Raw genomic sequence first — 14,868 nt, forward strand, 5'->3', positions numbered from 1 at the left:
TAAGGAAAACATAAAATGAAAGCAGTGATCCCAGTAGCAGGTCTTGGCACGCGTATGTTGCCAGCCACTAAAGCAATTCCTAAAGAAATGCTGCCAGTGGTAGACCGTCCTTTAATTCAATATGTAGTAAACGAAGCCGTTGCTGCAGGCATTAAAGAAATCGTGCTTGTAACGCATTCAAGTAAAAACTCAATCGAAAATCACTTCGATACAAGTTTTGAACTAGAAGCTACTTTAGAAAAGCGTGTTAAGCGGCAACTACTTGCCGAAGTGCAAGCAATCTGCCCAAAAGACGTAACTATTATTCACGTACGCCAAGGTGAAGCAAAAGGCTTAGGCCATGCTATTAGTTGTGCAGCACCTATTATTGGTAACGAACCATTTGTTGTTATTTTACCAGACGTAATTATTGACGACGTAGAAAGCGACCTTAAAAAAGATAACTTAGCAGAAATGATCGCTAATTTTGAGCAAACTAAGCACAGTCAAATTATGGTAGAACCAGTACCAATGGCGCAAGTGAATCAGTTTGGTGTGGTTGATTTAGGTGATGTTGACTTAAAGCAAGGTGAAAACTCGCCAATTTTTAATATGGTAGAAAAGCCGCCAGTAGATGAAGCTCCATCAAACTTAGCTGTAGTGGGTCGATACGTGTTAAGTGAAAATATCTGGCCGTTACTTGCAAAAACTCCGCAAGGTGCAGGCAACGAAATTCAATTAACTGACGCAATTGCAATGTTAATGGAACACGAAAAAGTAGATGCATACGCTATAAAAGGCCGAAGCCATGATTGTGGAAGTAAGATTGGCTACTTAAAAGCAACGATTGAATTTGCACTACGCCGTGATGAATTTGCCGATGAATTAAAATCATTTATCAAAAAACTGATTTAACAGTTAACGAAAAACATGAAAGGCGCCTATATCGGCGCCTTTTTTTATGAGTTTTATCAGGGCCTGTTTATCTTTCGATGTTAAATTTGCAGCAGGCTGTTTGGTATTTAGGCAAGGCAGAGCCTATGTAGTGTGGTTATTCCCCATAAATAGGCTATAACGTAGCATAAATGCCAAACATGCGCTGCCCGAAGGGTTTTGCCTCGGGGCAATTTACTCTTTTTGCCCACATGGATGTAGGTAAGGGGCGTGAGCAGGACGCGGAAGCTTTACTCGGTTTTTACTTATTCTTACATGGATGTAAGCCAGTAGGGTAACGCAGGAGCAGTTACCGAGCCCACTAGGTTACAAACCTCGCGCCGCGATTAAATAACCTCGAGATTGAACAAATTTTAATCCTGAAAGGTCAACAGGCCCTAGAATAAAGTAAGGACAGGGCCACTCGAAAAATAAAAGTTTTTAAGTCATTACAGACATATTGTTATTTATGTTGTAAAGTTTGTGTTAATTGGCATTGAATTTGTATTAAATAATGCTCTCAAGGAAGGGAGGGAGTATGCAACGATGTGTTTTGTGAAGCACTGACATGCATGCGAAGAGCTAAGTTTTATAGCTCACAGCTTAAAAAGTTAAACACTTTCTTGTGAGAATGTTTAACTGAAATGTAGTGAAAAACACTGCTTTCAGGATAATTAATACATGTTTGAATATAAAAAAAATAACATAGGGCTTTTACTCAGTTTACTAATGCTTGTATTTGGTACAGCATGCAGCGTCTCGCCTGAAATAAAAACTATTGATGAACAACAATCTCAAAGTAACTCGCCTGATTACGTCTCAATTACAGCTTTGGAGCTTGCTCAGCTAAAAGATGCCGCAATGCAGTGGCAACAAGCACGCGAAGGTATAGAGCGAATCTTAAGGTTAGAAAAAGAAATAACTTACCTCGTAAATCATATTGATATTATCAACAGCAAAGCTATTGCGCAGTCTAATCAAGGATATAGCAGCAAGTCTGTACGCTCACCACGAAACACACGCAATGTTAAATCACGCCAACAAGTTAAACAAAACTACAGTAATAAAAAACAAACTGTAAAACTAAATACACCTAAACATGTATTTGCTTTGCAGGTAGCTTCGGTTGACTCAGAACAAGGTGTGGCTAAAGCATGGCAAGAACTAAATACTAAAGCAGCACCGTTGTTTAGAGACAAAATATTGACGAATGTAGAAACCGCTAAAATAAACGACAAAATGTTTTACAGGCTAAAGCTTGGTTCTTACCAAAACTTTAAAAATGCAAAAGCAGACTGCGCCGTATTCAAGCTTTATAAACTCGATTGCATAGTAAGTAACTATACTGATAAGCCAGTAAAACTGTAGTTAAAATAGAAACTTGATTAAAATATATTTATCCATAAAATATATTCTTCATAATTTAACTCCTTTTTGGAAAAGTAAATGCTTTTAAAACCGATATTTAAAAGCACAGTGCTATTAATGGTACTTGCTTTAGCTGCATGTAACTCACCCCAGCAAGTTAAAGCGACTCAAACCAACCCGCAACCGATTCTTATTGAGAAGTCTGATTTGGAGCTGCTTAAAGTTTCAGTCGCACAGTGGGAAAGCTCTCAACCTAAAGTAGAGCAGCTACTAAAGTTAGAAAATAAATTAACGCAGCTTGCTACTAATCTAAAACAGCTAAATGGGTTTGATGTTCTAAATACTCCTGTAAATGATGTAGTTAATAACGAGAGTGTATTAAAACCCCACTCGGTATCGTTTGCTTTGCAAATTGCCGCTTTTAAAAATAAAAATGCATTACAAAAGAAGCTCAGAGAATTCCAAGAAAAAATACCACATAATATTATCTCACCCACTGAGGTAAATGTAGAAACCGTAAGAGTTAATAACACAACTTTTTATCGATTGAAGTTAGGTGTTTATAGCAATTCAGCGGATGCTAAAAGTGATTGTTTAGCCCTTATAAAGCAAAAAGTAGCATGTTTTGTTAGCTATTACATTAAACAACCTTACAAACAGTAATCTTTAGGCATAATAATTGCTTTAACTCTTATATATTTAAAAGAGGATGGCAACTATGCGCCTGTTATTGCCCTTATTATTTGTAAACCTAGCAGCTTGTAGTTTAACGCCTCAACCCGAGCCGAGTGTCAGTACTAATGCTCCCAAAGCAGCTATGGCAGCCTACACAGTAAGTGATTACGTTAATAGCTTAACTGCCCAACTTAATAATCTTCAAGGGCCGCTAAGTAGAAATGCGCGTATTGGTGTAAGTAGCTTTTTTCTTGCCGATAAGATCGACTCAAAACTAATGACAGAGCAAGGTTCTGGCTTAAGCCAACAGATTCAAGAAAGCCTTTTAACTCAAATGACCCAACTGGGATATAACACCGTTGAGTATAGATTGGGAAACAGCTTAAACTTATCAGAACATGCCGACAGTATACTTAGTCGTGATTTAAATAAATTACGGGCTCGTCAGAATATTGACTTAATTATTACCGGCACAGTGACCCGCCAGCAACACGCTTATATTGTAAATGCGCGTTTGATAAATATTAATAATAAACAAATTTTGTCTGCCGGCAGTACAGAGATCCCAATTAATGTAATGTGGGGTAATGAAAAAATACAGCAACGCGACGGCTACTTATACCGCAGCGAATACTAACCAGGAGCACAAAATGAGAAACCTATTAATTACCCTCTGTTTACCTTTGGGCTTTGGCTGTTCGCATATACTAAATGGTATGAATACAGGCACGAATGAGACCGAGGTTCAAAATAATAACCAAACAACGCAACTCGTTAATAATCAGCGTGATGTTGCAGATCCAGTATCCAATGACCGTTTATTTCAATCTGACTTTGCTCAAAAAAATAGTCATACTAAGCCGACTCCGCCGATGCGAAAGAACATAAATCATTATGTACGCGGAATAATGCAAGACATGGTTGAAAATCTGCAATATGTTAATGGAAAAACACCATTAGCTGTTTCAAGCTTTGTATTTTTAGATGATGATTTTAATGACAGTAGTTTACTGGGTAATCAAATATCAGAAAGTTTTATGCACGAGCTACATAATTTTGGCATACCCGTTATTGACTTTAAAACAACCGACTACATGCGTGTTACATCTGAAGGAGACTTTGTATTTAGTCGAGATTATTTAGAGCTTAACCAAGAGCAAAACTTTAAATACGTACTCGCTGGCACATTAGTGAGCAGTCAAGGAGGAGTACTTGTAAATGCACGTATTGTTGGGCTGCAAAGCAAAGCCGTAGTAGGCACTGCGCAAGGTTTTATTCCGCAATCAGTTGTTGATGCACTTAATAGTAACTACCGCACTGATGGCATAATGCTTAAGCAAGCAAGCAAGTGAGGCTAACTATGTCGTATATACTAATTACTATCGTTGGGTTTACTACTTTAATTGGGTTAACAGGCTGCTCAATGACGCATAATAATGAGCATAACGAAAACACAACACGAATAGATTACACTGTAAACGGTGGTAATGATCAGCTTAATATTACTTATAATAATCAAGCAATACAATCGCAAGTTGAATACGACCCATCTCAGCAGTTCACACCACTTAAGCACCATAAAACACTTGCTAACTATGTAGAGCAAATGGCGCTTGATTTGGTTGATACGCTTGAATTTGAAAGTGATACCGACACCAATATTAATATTGCCGTTACTACCTTGGTTGATCTTGATTCATCGCTTACTAAAAGTAATCAATTAGGTAATCAAATTTCAGAAACGTTAATCCATCAGTTACAAAAGTTTGGTTATGGCGTGGTTGATTTTAAAACAACTCAAACAATAGATGTAAATAGCCGTGGTGATTTTGCTTTCTCGCGTGATATTGAAAAGCTTAGCGAAGATCAAATGGCGAGCCATGTATTAGCGGGTACATTAATTTATCGCCATGATGCTGTTGTTGTAAATACACGTGTGATTAACGCGCATACAAAAAAAATTGTCGCGAGTAGTCGAAAATTAATCCCAATTTATGTACTAAATAAAGAAGATATATACTTATCAAGTAATTAAGTTCAGTTGTCGCTTGATATAAAAAACCAGATGCCGTTATAATTCACACTTCTAAGCACACAGCTTATTTGTGGCCTCTTAGTTAAATGGATATAACGGCCCCCTCCTAAGGGGCAGTTGCAAGTTCGATTCTTGCAGGGGCTACCAATTAAATCAATCAGTTACAGTTTTATTTTCCTTCCGAATACTTTCTGTATAGCGTATATGTAGTCGTGTTTCGTTTTTAATTAATGGTATTTAACACTTCTAGCTCACATTTTTCACGCTCTGCAATCATTACTTCAAAGTCAGCTTGAATTTGCGTTAGAACAGCTGGTGGATTAAGTCGTTTGATTCTTTTAAATTGAATGCTTTCTTCTTCGTCATAGGCGAGTATAGCTAAAGTGATTTTTTCGCGTTCAATACCATTTGAAAATAATCCTTCGGCATCTAATTGCATAAGTACTTTTTCCATTGCTGTAAGCCATTGGTGCCAATTATCCATCGCCTCTATATCTGATTGAAACAAATCAATGCTGTTTTCTAGTTTTTGACACTCTAGCGTTGTTTCATCAAAGTATTCTGAATAACTCTCAAGCGTCGGGTAGTCATCAGGGTTCCATTTAGCCATGTAAAAGCTACTTACATCGTTATTGTACTCTGTTTCAAATACTTCTTTTAAATCTGATAAAGTATTAAACATTGGAAGTAGTGAGTAGCTACCTGTGTGGTAAAAACCCATTACATAAAGATCGTTACCATATTTTTGAATGATGTCTTTAAATGCTTTTTTGGTATCTTGATAAAGTGTTTTTTCGAAGTCTTTAGTATCTAACATGAGGTCATTATTTTTTATGATTACAGAAATTTATATGAAAAAGAGTGATTAAAACTCACTCTACTAAAATAACCAGAGCTATTATATGACTCTGGTTATTGTAAGTTAATATTAACCATCACTTGTAATTTTATCGATTAACTCACTAAGCACGGCTTCAGATTTACTTGTTTCTACTTGGCAAGTCCCTGCATTTAAATGGCCACCGCCGCCGTATTTAAGGCACAGTTCACCAACATTGGTGTTTGAACTGCGGTTAGTTATTGATTTACCTATGGCATACACTACGTTTTGCTTTTTAAGGCCCCACATTTTATGAATCGAGATATTACAGTCGGGGTACATTGCATAAATAACAAATCGGTTTGTGGCGTAAATAATTTCTTCTTGAGTTAAATCAAGGACTACTAAGTTTTTATGGACGGTAGCGCATTGAGAAATTTGCTCTTTAGCTTTTTCGTTATGCTCGTTATATAAAGCAACACGCTCGGCTACGTCTTCCATTTGTAAGATTTCTTCGATGCTCTGATCTTTACACGCATCAATCAGTTTCATCATTAATTGGTAATTTGAAATTTTAAACTCGCGAAAACGACCAAGTCCAGTTCGCGCATCCATAATAAAGTTCATTAAGACCCAATCGGTTGGGTTTAATATCTCGTCTTTTGAAAACTGAGCAGCATCGCCTTTGTCTACCGCGTCCATCATTTCAACAGAAATATTTGGAAGTTTTTCAGCGCCGCCATAGTAGTCGTACACTACGCGAGCTGCTGATGGGGCTTTTGGATCAATAATATGATTTTTTAAGTCGCTTGAGTTACGTACGGTTTCGCTAAGGTGATGATCGAATGCTATATGACAGCCTGCAACATAGGGGAGGTTGGTGGTAATGTCGTTTTCGGTAATGTCTATTTTACCATCTTGCATGTCTTTTGGATGAACAAATAAAATATCGTCAATTAGGTCTAAGTCTTTAAGCAATACGGCACAAACTAAGCCATCAAAATCGCTGCGAGTGACTAGTCTAAATTTATTATTGGGCATAGCTATTCCATCTTTTTTAATTGAATTATCAATTAAGTGTAACAGCTAAATTTTTTTTTGAGAGGTCAGCTTAAAAAAATTATAAAAAAAAGCCAAAACGTTAGTTTTGGCTTTTACTTAGCAAGTTTGTATGTGTAGTAAATAGGTTATGCGCCTGGACCACATTCCATACATGAATTTACAATGTCTGGGCCAAATTTAAGTTTGGCGTTTAAGTCGCGAAGGGCGGTACGTAGCCCTTCTTCAATGACTGGGTGGTAAAATGGCATATCAAGCATTTCTGGTACAGTCATTTTGTTTTGTACAGCCCATGCTAGTAAGTGAGCAATGTGTTCGGCTTGTGGGCCAATAAATTCTGCACCTAAAAATAAGCCTGTACCTTGCTCTGCATACACACGCATATGACCTTTGTTATTAAGCATTACTCGGCTACGGCCTTGGTTTTCAAAGCTGACTTCGCCGACTTCAAAACAACCGCATGGGCCTAATCGGTCAGTAATTTGCTTGTAGCTTTCGCCTACCATTGCTATTTGTGGGTCGCTAAATACAGCTGCAATTTTTGCTCTGCGCAGACCTATACGTACATCTGGGAAGCGCCCTGCATTTTGACCTGCAATAGCACCTTGGTCAGATGCTTCGTGTAGCAGTGGTAGCATGTTACTCGCATCGCCTGCTATAAATATGTTTGACTCACCACACTGCATTGTATGTGTGTCTGCGTGCGGTACGCCGCGTTCATCAAGTTCAATGCCTGTGTTTTCAAGGCCTAGTTTATCTACGTTAGGTACTCGGCCTGTGGCTGCAAGTACGTAGTCAAACTGTTCGGTGTGTTTTTCACCTTGTTTGTCGGTGTAAGTTAGCTGTGCTTTGTCGCCAACTTGCATCATGTCAGATACGTTTGAGTCGGTATCTACAAAAAATTCTTCAGCAAAAACAGTATTTGCATAGTCTTTTACGACTGGATCTGTAAGTGGGCCAATTGCGCCGCCTACACCAAATAGTTTTACATTTACGCCTAGTCGGCTAAGTGCTTGGCCAATTTCAAGACCTATTACACCAGGGCCAAATACAGCGACTGATTCTGGTAGGTCATCCCAATCAAATACGTCGTCGTTTATAATAAGTTTGTCGCCAAAGTTATTAAATACGCCAGGGTATGAAGGGCGTGAACCGGTGGCAATTACAAAGCGTTTTGCTGTAATAATTGTATGGTCGTCTATTTGTACGCGGTTTGTGTCTAAAAATTTAGCGTAACCACGAATTTTATCAACATCAGGTAGCTCATCTACGGCTTCTACTACGAATCCTGCAAAGCGATCTCGTTCACTTTTAACACGCGCCATTACTGCTTTGCCATCAATTTCAGGTTTTGAGCTGTGTACACCAAATGCAGGTGCCATTTCAATTGAGTGAGCAGCCTCAGCTGCGGCAATTAATAATTTGCTTGGCATACAACCAACACGTGCACATGTTGTGCCGTATGGGCCTGATTCGATCATTAATACGTTTTGTGTGAACTGTTTAGCGTTACGGTATGCACTTAAACCTGCAGTGCCAGCACCTATAACAACAACATCGGTTTGCAATTCTTTCATAGTATTTTCCTCTAATAAATAGGGGCATAAAAGCCCCTATTTTTTACCTAGTAACGTTAGGTATTTAATTTACTTATTAATTAAGCAAAGTATTTTTCTAAGTCATCTGAACCACCGATGTGTTTACCACCAATGAATATTTGTGGAACAGTGTCACGACCAGATACAGCTTTAAGACTCGTAAGTGATGCGCCTGCACCCATAACAATCTCTTCATATGCGAAGCCTTTCTCTGCAAGAAGCTCTTTCGCTTTTTTACAGAAAGGACAGCCAGGTTTAGTAAAGATGCTTACTGGTTCTGGTTTAGCTTGCTTAGGGTTGATGTAATCAAGCATTGTGTCTGCGTCAGATACTTCAAACGGGTCACCTGGTAAATCTGGCTCGATGAACATTTTGTCAATCACGCCATCTTTAACCAGCATAGAGTATCTCCAGCTACGTTTACCAAAGCCTAGGTCGTTTTTGTCTACTAACATGCCCATGCCGTCAGTAAATTCGCCGTTACCGTCTGGTAATAAAGTAATGTTTTGCGCTTCTTGATGTTCAGCCCATGCGTTCATTACAAAGGTATCGTTTACTGATAAACATACAATTTCGTCAACGCCGTTTTGCTTAAGTACGCCCGCTAATTCGTTGTAACGTGGTAAGTGAGTTGATGAACATGTTGGTGTGAATGCACCAGGTAGTGAAAACACTACAACCGTTTTACCTTTAAAAATGTCATCTGTTGTTACTGATTTCCATTCGTTATTTTGACGAGTTGCAAATGTAACACTTGGGACTGTTTGACCTTCGATATTGTTTAACATAGTTTTTTGTTCCTCTTGATTTGTTGATAGCCATTATGGTGAATAATTAAATATAGTTCCAATCGTTTGTTTGTATTAAACTGATAGTTATAAACTATCATGTGGAGCTGAATATGAACTTAAAAGATTTTGAATATGTAAAAGCAATAGCGCAATATAAACATTTTCGCAAAGCTGCCGATGCATGTTTTGTAAGCCAGCCTACATTAAGTGGCCAAGTAAAAAAACTCGAAAATGAGCTTGGCGTTACTTTGTTTGATCGTTCAACCAAGCAAGTTACCTTAACAGCAAAAGGTGAACGTTTGTTGACACAAATAGAGATTATTTTAGAACAAACGCAAATACTCAAAGAACTTGCTGCTACTTCTAATGAGCCTCTCCAAGGTAAAATAACTATTGGTATTATTCCTACCATTGCGCCTTACTTGTTGCCTGCGTTATTAACATCAATGAAAGCGGCATTTATTAATAGTCAGTTTTCGTTTATTGAGATGCAAACAGCAACAATTTTAGAAGCTTTAAACAACGGCGAACTCGACTTTGCTATTTTAGCCGATGTGCCAGAGCTTATTAATTACCATACGGTTGCTCTATACAAAGAGGATTTTTTAGTAGCAGTATCACAAGATAACGCGCTTTCTAAGCATAAAAAAGTGGCGTTGAGCGATCTTCAAGGATGCAGCCTATTAATGTTAAGTGATGGCCATTGCTTTAAAGATCAAGCCCAAAAGTTTTGTTTTTCTGCAGGAGTCGATGTATCTAACCAGTATAAAGGTAATAGTTTAGAAACATTATTAGCGTTAGTGGCCATGGATGACGGTATTACATTTGTACCAAAGCTGGCATGTACCGACCGTGTAGGGATTGATTACTTGCCTATATTCCCTAATCAGCAGCGTAATGTGGTGTTTGCATGTAGAAAGCATTATCCGCATTTATCTGGTGTAGAACAATTGGGCGAGTGGTTATCGGCTCACCCTAATTTAAAAGCTAAATTGAGTAAAAAACTCTAAAGATCTTGGCTGATTATTTCTACTACATCGTTAATTTGTACGCCAGGTAGCGGTTTACTGTCAATACTAACGGCTACTGCGGTTTGCTGATAAAGCTGCTCAACGCGAATTTTATTAAGCGTGGTGATGGTGTGCGGCATAACATTACCAGCCGCGTCGGTTAAATAGTTATGGTGCGCAATGCTCAGCATTTGGCCTTTTTTTAACCCATGAGCTTTACCTAAGTTAATAACTATTTTGCTATTTTCCATGTGCATTATTTTGCCTTGAGTTGGCAAACACGCCATGGCTGCTTGAATGTCATAACTTACTGATTGGTTGATATCGGTTATGCTTTGCCCATAAGGGGATTGCCAAAATCTATCACTATTAACATCAACTATGGTTGTTTTTTCAAATGGCCAAATGGCTTGAGTATGGTAACTATTTTGCCAAAGTTGCTCATAGGTAGTGCCATCAAACAGTGCAAACTCAATGTTGTAACTGCGCTCATAAGCTTCGTCTTGCCAAAATGCATAATCGTTATTGAGTTTGTCGCTAGTCGAAAGGCTGGTTATTTGGCTAAGCAGAACATATTGAGCGTTACTGCGCGAAGATATTTCTTCTAATTGAGCGTTTGAATAGTCGTGCTGCTGCGAAAAGTATTTATCAACGCTTATTGCATTATTATAGTAAGCAATAGGTACTGCGCTCATTTTTGATTTTTGCAGGGAGGTAAAAATATTTTTACTAATCGCTTTGCTTACGTCAAATATTTGACCCATTTTAGCGTGTTCACGATGAACAAGTTGGCTTTGTGTAACGGCCACAAATTTATTAAAACTATTTTGTGGACATTGCTCTGTTTGAGAAAAAATATCGAGTCGTAATGTAACGGCAAATTTATTGTCGTATTTATTTTCGCTGATCAGTTCAATTTTTTGAATTTCGCCGTGGCTGCTAATTTTTAGCTGATCTTGCATTAACACGCCATCTACCAGGGTTTGCACAGAGCTAACTCGTGCGCCAGAGAATACTAACGCCTGTGTTATAGCATCTTTTATAGCGGCAGATTTAGCCGCGCTCGTATCACCATTTTGAACGTTCGCATGGCCCGTTGATTCATACCACTGTGCTTTAGTAAAAGGGGAGAAGGTTAATAATGCCGTTACACTTAATCCTGCAAATGCCAATGATAAAAACGACTTCATACTTTAACTCCAATTAAACGTTAGCTATTAACTAGGTAGAGCAAGGACTGTACCAATGTTATTTGGTAATTATTAGTAAATGGCATTAAACGTGCATATGTACTGCTAATTACTATACAAGGGCTAGATGCTATGCGAGCAATTTCATTACTTATTACACTTGGGTGTTTAACCTTAGGTGGTTGTAGCAGCGTTTTTGATAAGCATGTTGAATATAAATATGTAGAGCCAAATAATTACCCTGTTTTAAAAGCGATAGGGTATGCACCTATTAGCTTACAAAAAGGCGCTAACGCGTCGCAAAAGCAACTTATGGCAATTAAGGCTTCTAAGCTTGAAGCTTATCGCGAGCTTACTGAGCAAGTATATGGGCAAAAAATTACCGCAGGAACAACAGTGGAAGGCTCAATTGCTCAAGACGATTACCTAGAAAGTAAAGTGCAGGGGCTTATTAAAGGTGCACAAATAATTAAAACTTACGCAGTAGATGACACTTACGTGACCGAGCTTGAGCTTAATATGAAGCGTGTGCACGATTTATACATAGGTGAAGTAAAGCCTCGTGAAGTTAAAAAGGTAACGTACTACTAAAAACGTTTATTAAAAAAGTTATTCAAAATATCTCATCCTCCTATATTGAGTGCTATGCTGTTGTTAGGATTAATTTTAAGCAGATTGTGTAGTGCTCAACAGATGTATTTTATTGCCACTTATATTAACAGTGGCTCTGTAAATGGCGATTAAGCCAAGTCATTTAAATCCTCAATTATTTATATGGTGCAAAGCCAATTTGCGCTACCTATTGTTGTTTTTTGTACTCTCCAGTGGTGTGCTTGCAAGCCGACTAACTATTCAATTTAATACCTTTATAGAGCTCATGGGTCAAAAATACGGGCCTGCGCGAGCGGCAGTTGCTCGCAACTGGCAAAGCATGTTGGTGCAAACTCAAAACAAGCCAGAGCAACAACAAATTCTTATTGTTAATGATTTTTTTGCGCGTAATTTGCGCTATCAAACAGATATTTTGCTTTGGAAACAAAACGATTATTGGGCAACCCCTTTAGAAACATTAGGCAGGGGCCTCGGTGATTGTGAAGATTACGCAATAGCAAAATATATCAGCTTAAGAGCGTTAGGTGTGAGCGACGACAAGTTACGCCTTATTTATGTAAAAGCAAAAATTGCGGGCACTAACAAAACGCAAGCACATATGGTGTTAGGTTATTTTGCTACACCAAACGCTCAGCCACTCATTTTAGACAGTTTAATAACAAAGGTTTTACCTGCTGCAAAACGTGTAGATTTAAGCCCTGTTTTTAGCTTTAACAGTCAAGGTTTATGGGCTAATAATTCAACCAAAAGTGTAGCCAGCCCAACAGCAAGACTTTCACGCTGGCGTAAAATTTTGGAGCAGACAACCAAAGAAGGAGTTATGTGGTAATGGCATCATTTTCCTTATCTAAGTATCTTAAAAAACGAAAAATAACACTCAGACAAGAGCTATGGATTGCATTACTAATTGTTATTTTTGTGGGCTTTATAAGTAGTGTTCTGATTAGTACTAATTCGGCTAAAAGTTACTTTTCGACCCAGTTGTATTTAAAAAATGTAGATAACGCCAGCTCACTAGCGTTGATGATCAGTCAATTAGATAAAGACCCCGTTGAGCTTGAATTATTAGTTTCAGCCACATTTGATACCGGTCATTATAAACGAATAGAACTACAAGACCCTAATGGTGAGGTAATTGTTAAACGCATATTTACCGATGAGCTTAAAGCAACGGCCCCACAGTGGTTTAGGGCAATGTATGGATTAAATGTTCAACCAGGGGTTGGGCAAGTAAATAATGGTTGGCAGCAATTTGGTACTTTGTTTATAGAAAGCCACAGTCAATATGCTGAGCAAGCCTTATGGGAAAGTGCACTTAAACTGTTTTTTAGTTTTTTAATTGTCGCTTTTTTTGCTTGTATAGTTAGTGCTTACTTTTTAAGTAGAATATTAAAACCACTAGATGATGTTGTGTATCAGGCTAATGCATTTGGTGAAAAACGTTTTATTAAATCGAGCGTCCCACGTACATTTGAGTTTGCACGTTTAGTGCAGTCTATGAACCAATTATCTACCCGTTTTAGTCGTATTATTAAAGAAGATAGTAAACGTTTAGAAGAGCTTAGATTTAAATCACAACATGATGAGCTAACTGGTTTAGCAAATAGAGAATACTTTGGTGCAACGCTTGAGGCCCACTTACAAAAATCGAAAGATCATGCCCATGGCGCCTTATTTTTATTTCGAGTTGTAAACCTAGATAAAATGAGCGAACAAATTAGCCGTGTAGAAATGGTTAATTTTTTACGTCGTTTTTCGCAGGTTTTAATCGAGTTTTTAGAATCAAATGAAGCACACTTTTCAGAAAACTACATAGCCCGAATATCACATAATGACTTTACTGTACTGTTTAGTGATACTGATGATATTGAGGTATTGAGTGAAAAAGTAGTTAGGCTTCATGAATCTTTTATTGAAGAGTATAAAAATATTGAATTAGCTATACCGCATAGCTGCACTTACATCCAAAAAGATGACACACGGTTTGATGTATTGAAACGCGCAGATGAGTTATTAAAATCAGCTGATAATAAACCTGGTGTTCAAGCAAAAGTAAGTGACAATAAACAAAAAAGCGAGCTATTTGATGATGCAACAAGTTGGCAAAATGCAATAGAAGAAGCTCTAGATAACAAAGCGCTAGAAATTAACACATACCCAGTAACGAGTTTTACGGGGCAGTTGATGCAAAATCAATTAGGACTGAGCCTAGAGCTTGGCGGGCAAGTATATCGGGCAAGTTATTATTACCAATGGGCTAATCGCTTAAAGTTATTAGCACGTTTAGATTGGGGATTAATTAAGGCGTTGGTTGCTCAGTATAGTATGGAGCCACCGACTGAACAGGTTTCGGTTGAATTGTCTGCTCAAACATTACTTGATGATGCTGCGCTTGCTTCAATCCTTACCTATCTGTCGGCATTTCCTGATTTAGCTTCTAAAATCTGCTTTGATATACGAGAAAGTATTGCTGTTAGCGAAATTAAAATATTTAAAGGTTTCTGTGAAGATGTAAGAAGTATGGGCGCTAAGGTGGCGTTAAAACGTGTAGGCCCTGAGTTTACTAAAATTGAAAAAATTCAGGAGTTTGGGCTTGAAATGATTAAGGTTGATAGCGTTTATGGGCACAATATTAGTTATAGCCAAGATAACCAAACATTCTTGCGAGGAGTGTGTACGTTAGCTCACTCTATTGGTATTAAAGTGGTGGCTCAAGGTGTAACAAGTCAAGATGACCTCGATACACTTATTAACTTAGGCTTTGATGGGGTTATTAAAGAGTAAGTAGTAGGCATTAA

15 protein-coding genes and 1 tRNA gene are annotated in these 14,868 nt (G+C 38.0%); 11 read left to right on the top strand and 5 right to left on the bottom strand.

From position 1 onward, the window contains the following. Positions 1-15 precede the first annotated feature (15 nt). The 7 genes from galU (at position 16) to EU510_RS12105 (ending at position 5,137) form a co-directional block, all read left to right on the top strand. Positions 16-894, top strand: a complete 879-nt coding sequence (gene galU / locus EU510_RS12075) for a UTP--glucose-1-phosphate uridylyltransferase GalU (RefSeq protein ID WP_149593700.1) — start codon at positions 16-18, stop codon at positions 892-894. A 699-nt stretch (positions 895-1,593) separates the two neighbouring features. Then, the gene (locus EU510_RS12080) at positions 1,594-2,280 is read left to right on the top strand and encodes an SPOR domain-containing protein (protein ID WP_149593701.1); all 687 of its coding nucleotides are present in this window, start codon (positions 1,594-1,596) and stop codon (positions 2,278-2,280) included. 78 nt (positions 2,281-2,358) lie between these two features. Further along, positions 2,359-2,943 carry an SPOR domain-containing protein gene (locus EU510_RS12085; protein ID WP_149593702.1) on the top strand — a complete coding sequence of 195 codons (585 nt, stop codon included), beginning with the start codon at positions 2,359-2,361 and terminating at the stop codon, positions 2,941-2,943. Positions 2,944-2,998: 55 nt separating this feature from the next. Beyond that, positions 2,999-3,592 (top strand): FlgO family outer membrane protein, encoded by a 594-nt coding sequence (locus EU510_RS12090; RefSeq protein ID WP_149593703.1) that lies wholly within the window; start codon positions 2,999-3,001, stop codon positions 3,590-3,592. A gap of 13 nt (positions 3,593-3,605) precedes the next feature. Beyond that, positions 3,606-4,307, top strand: a complete 702-nt coding sequence (locus EU510_RS12095; RefSeq protein ID WP_149593704.1) for a FlgO family outer membrane protein — start codon at positions 3,606-3,608, stop codon at positions 4,305-4,307. Positions 4,308-4,315: 8 nt separating this feature from the next. Then, positions 4,316-4,990, top strand: a complete 675-nt coding sequence (locus EU510_RS12100; protein ID WP_149593705.1) for a FlgO family outer membrane protein — start codon at positions 4,316-4,318, stop codon at positions 4,988-4,990. A 72-nt stretch (positions 4,991-5,062) separates the two neighbouring features. Then, positions 5,063-5,137, top strand: a tRNA-Arg gene (locus EU510_RS12105). A gap of 76 nt (positions 5,138-5,213) precedes the next feature. Here the strand turns inward: EU510_RS12105 and EU510_RS12110 are convergent. The 4 genes from EU510_RS12110 to EU510_RS12125 form a co-directional block, all read right to left on the bottom strand. Next, the gene (locus EU510_RS12110; RefSeq protein ID WP_149593706.1) at positions 5,214-5,807 is read right to left on the bottom strand and encodes a DUF4303 domain-containing protein; all 594 of its coding nucleotides are present in this window, start codon (positions 5,805-5,807) and stop codon (positions 5,214-5,216) included. A 111-nt stretch (positions 5,808-5,918) separates the two neighbouring features. After that, the gene (locus EU510_RS12115) at positions 5,919-6,851 is read right to left on the bottom strand and encodes an exopolyphosphatase (RefSeq protein ID WP_149593707.1); all 933 of its coding nucleotides are present in this window, start codon (positions 6,849-6,851) and stop codon (positions 5,919-5,921) included. A gap of 146 nt (positions 6,852-6,997) precedes the next feature. Further along, entirely contained in the window at positions 6,998-8,446 is a 1,449-nt protein-coding gene (locus EU510_RS12120) for a dihydrolipoyl dehydrogenase (RefSeq protein ID WP_149593708.1), read from the bottom strand. A gap of 80 nt (positions 8,447-8,526) precedes the next feature. After that, positions 8,527-9,255 (bottom strand): glutathione peroxidase, encoded by a 729-nt coding sequence (locus EU510_RS12125; protein WP_149593709.1) that lies wholly within the window; start codon positions 9,253-9,255, stop codon positions 8,527-8,529. A 113-nt stretch (positions 9,256-9,368) separates the two neighbouring features. Here EU510_RS12125 and EU510_RS12130 point away from each other — a divergent pair, with 113 nt between their 5' ends. After that, a complete protein-coding gene (locus EU510_RS12130; protein ID WP_149593710.1) occupies positions 9,369-10,268 on the top strand; it encodes a LysR substrate-binding domain-containing protein in 900 nt (299 codons plus the stop codon). On the opposite strand, the gene EU510_RS12135 is transcribed toward EU510_RS12130, so the two are convergent. Beyond that, positions 10,265-11,458: a flagellar assembly protein FlgT gene (locus EU510_RS12135; RefSeq protein ID WP_149593711.1), complete on the bottom strand. Its 1,194-nt coding sequence runs from the start codon at positions 11,456-11,458 to the stop codon at positions 10,265-10,267. The genes EU510_RS12130 and EU510_RS12135 overlap by 4 nt on opposite strands. Positions 11,459-11,590: 132 nt before the next feature. Here EU510_RS12135 and EU510_RS12140 point away from each other — a divergent pair, with 132 nt between their 5' ends. The 3 genes from EU510_RS12140 (at position 11,591) to EU510_RS12150 (ending at position 14,854) form a co-directional block, all read left to right on the top strand. Beyond that, positions 11,591-12,049, top strand: coding sequence for an LPP20 family lipoprotein (locus EU510_RS12140; RefSeq protein ID WP_008168853.1), 459 nt, complete (start codon positions 11,591-11,593; stop codon positions 12,047-12,049). 142 nt (positions 12,050-12,191) lie between these two features. Further along, the gene (locus EU510_RS12145) at positions 12,192-12,899 is read left to right on the top strand and encodes a transglutaminase-like cysteine peptidase (protein ID WP_002961331.1); all 708 of its coding nucleotides are present in this window, start codon (positions 12,192-12,194) and stop codon (positions 12,897-12,899) included. Beyond that, positions 12,899-14,854 carry a LapD/MoxY N-terminal periplasmic domain-containing protein gene (locus tag EU510_RS12150; RefSeq protein ID WP_149593712.1) on the top strand — a complete coding sequence of 652 codons (1,956 nt, stop codon included), beginning with the start codon at positions 12,899-12,901 and terminating at the stop codon, positions 14,852-14,854. The genes EU510_RS12145 and EU510_RS12150 overlap by 1 nt, the downstream gene beginning before the upstream one ends. Positions 14,855-14,868 lie beyond the last annotated feature (14 nt).

Source organism: Pseudoalteromonas sp. FUC4 (assembly GCF_008370255.1).
In the GTDB taxonomy this organism is placed as follows: Bacteria; Pseudomonadota; Gammaproteobacteria; order Enterobacterales; family Alteromonadaceae; genus Pseudoalteromonas.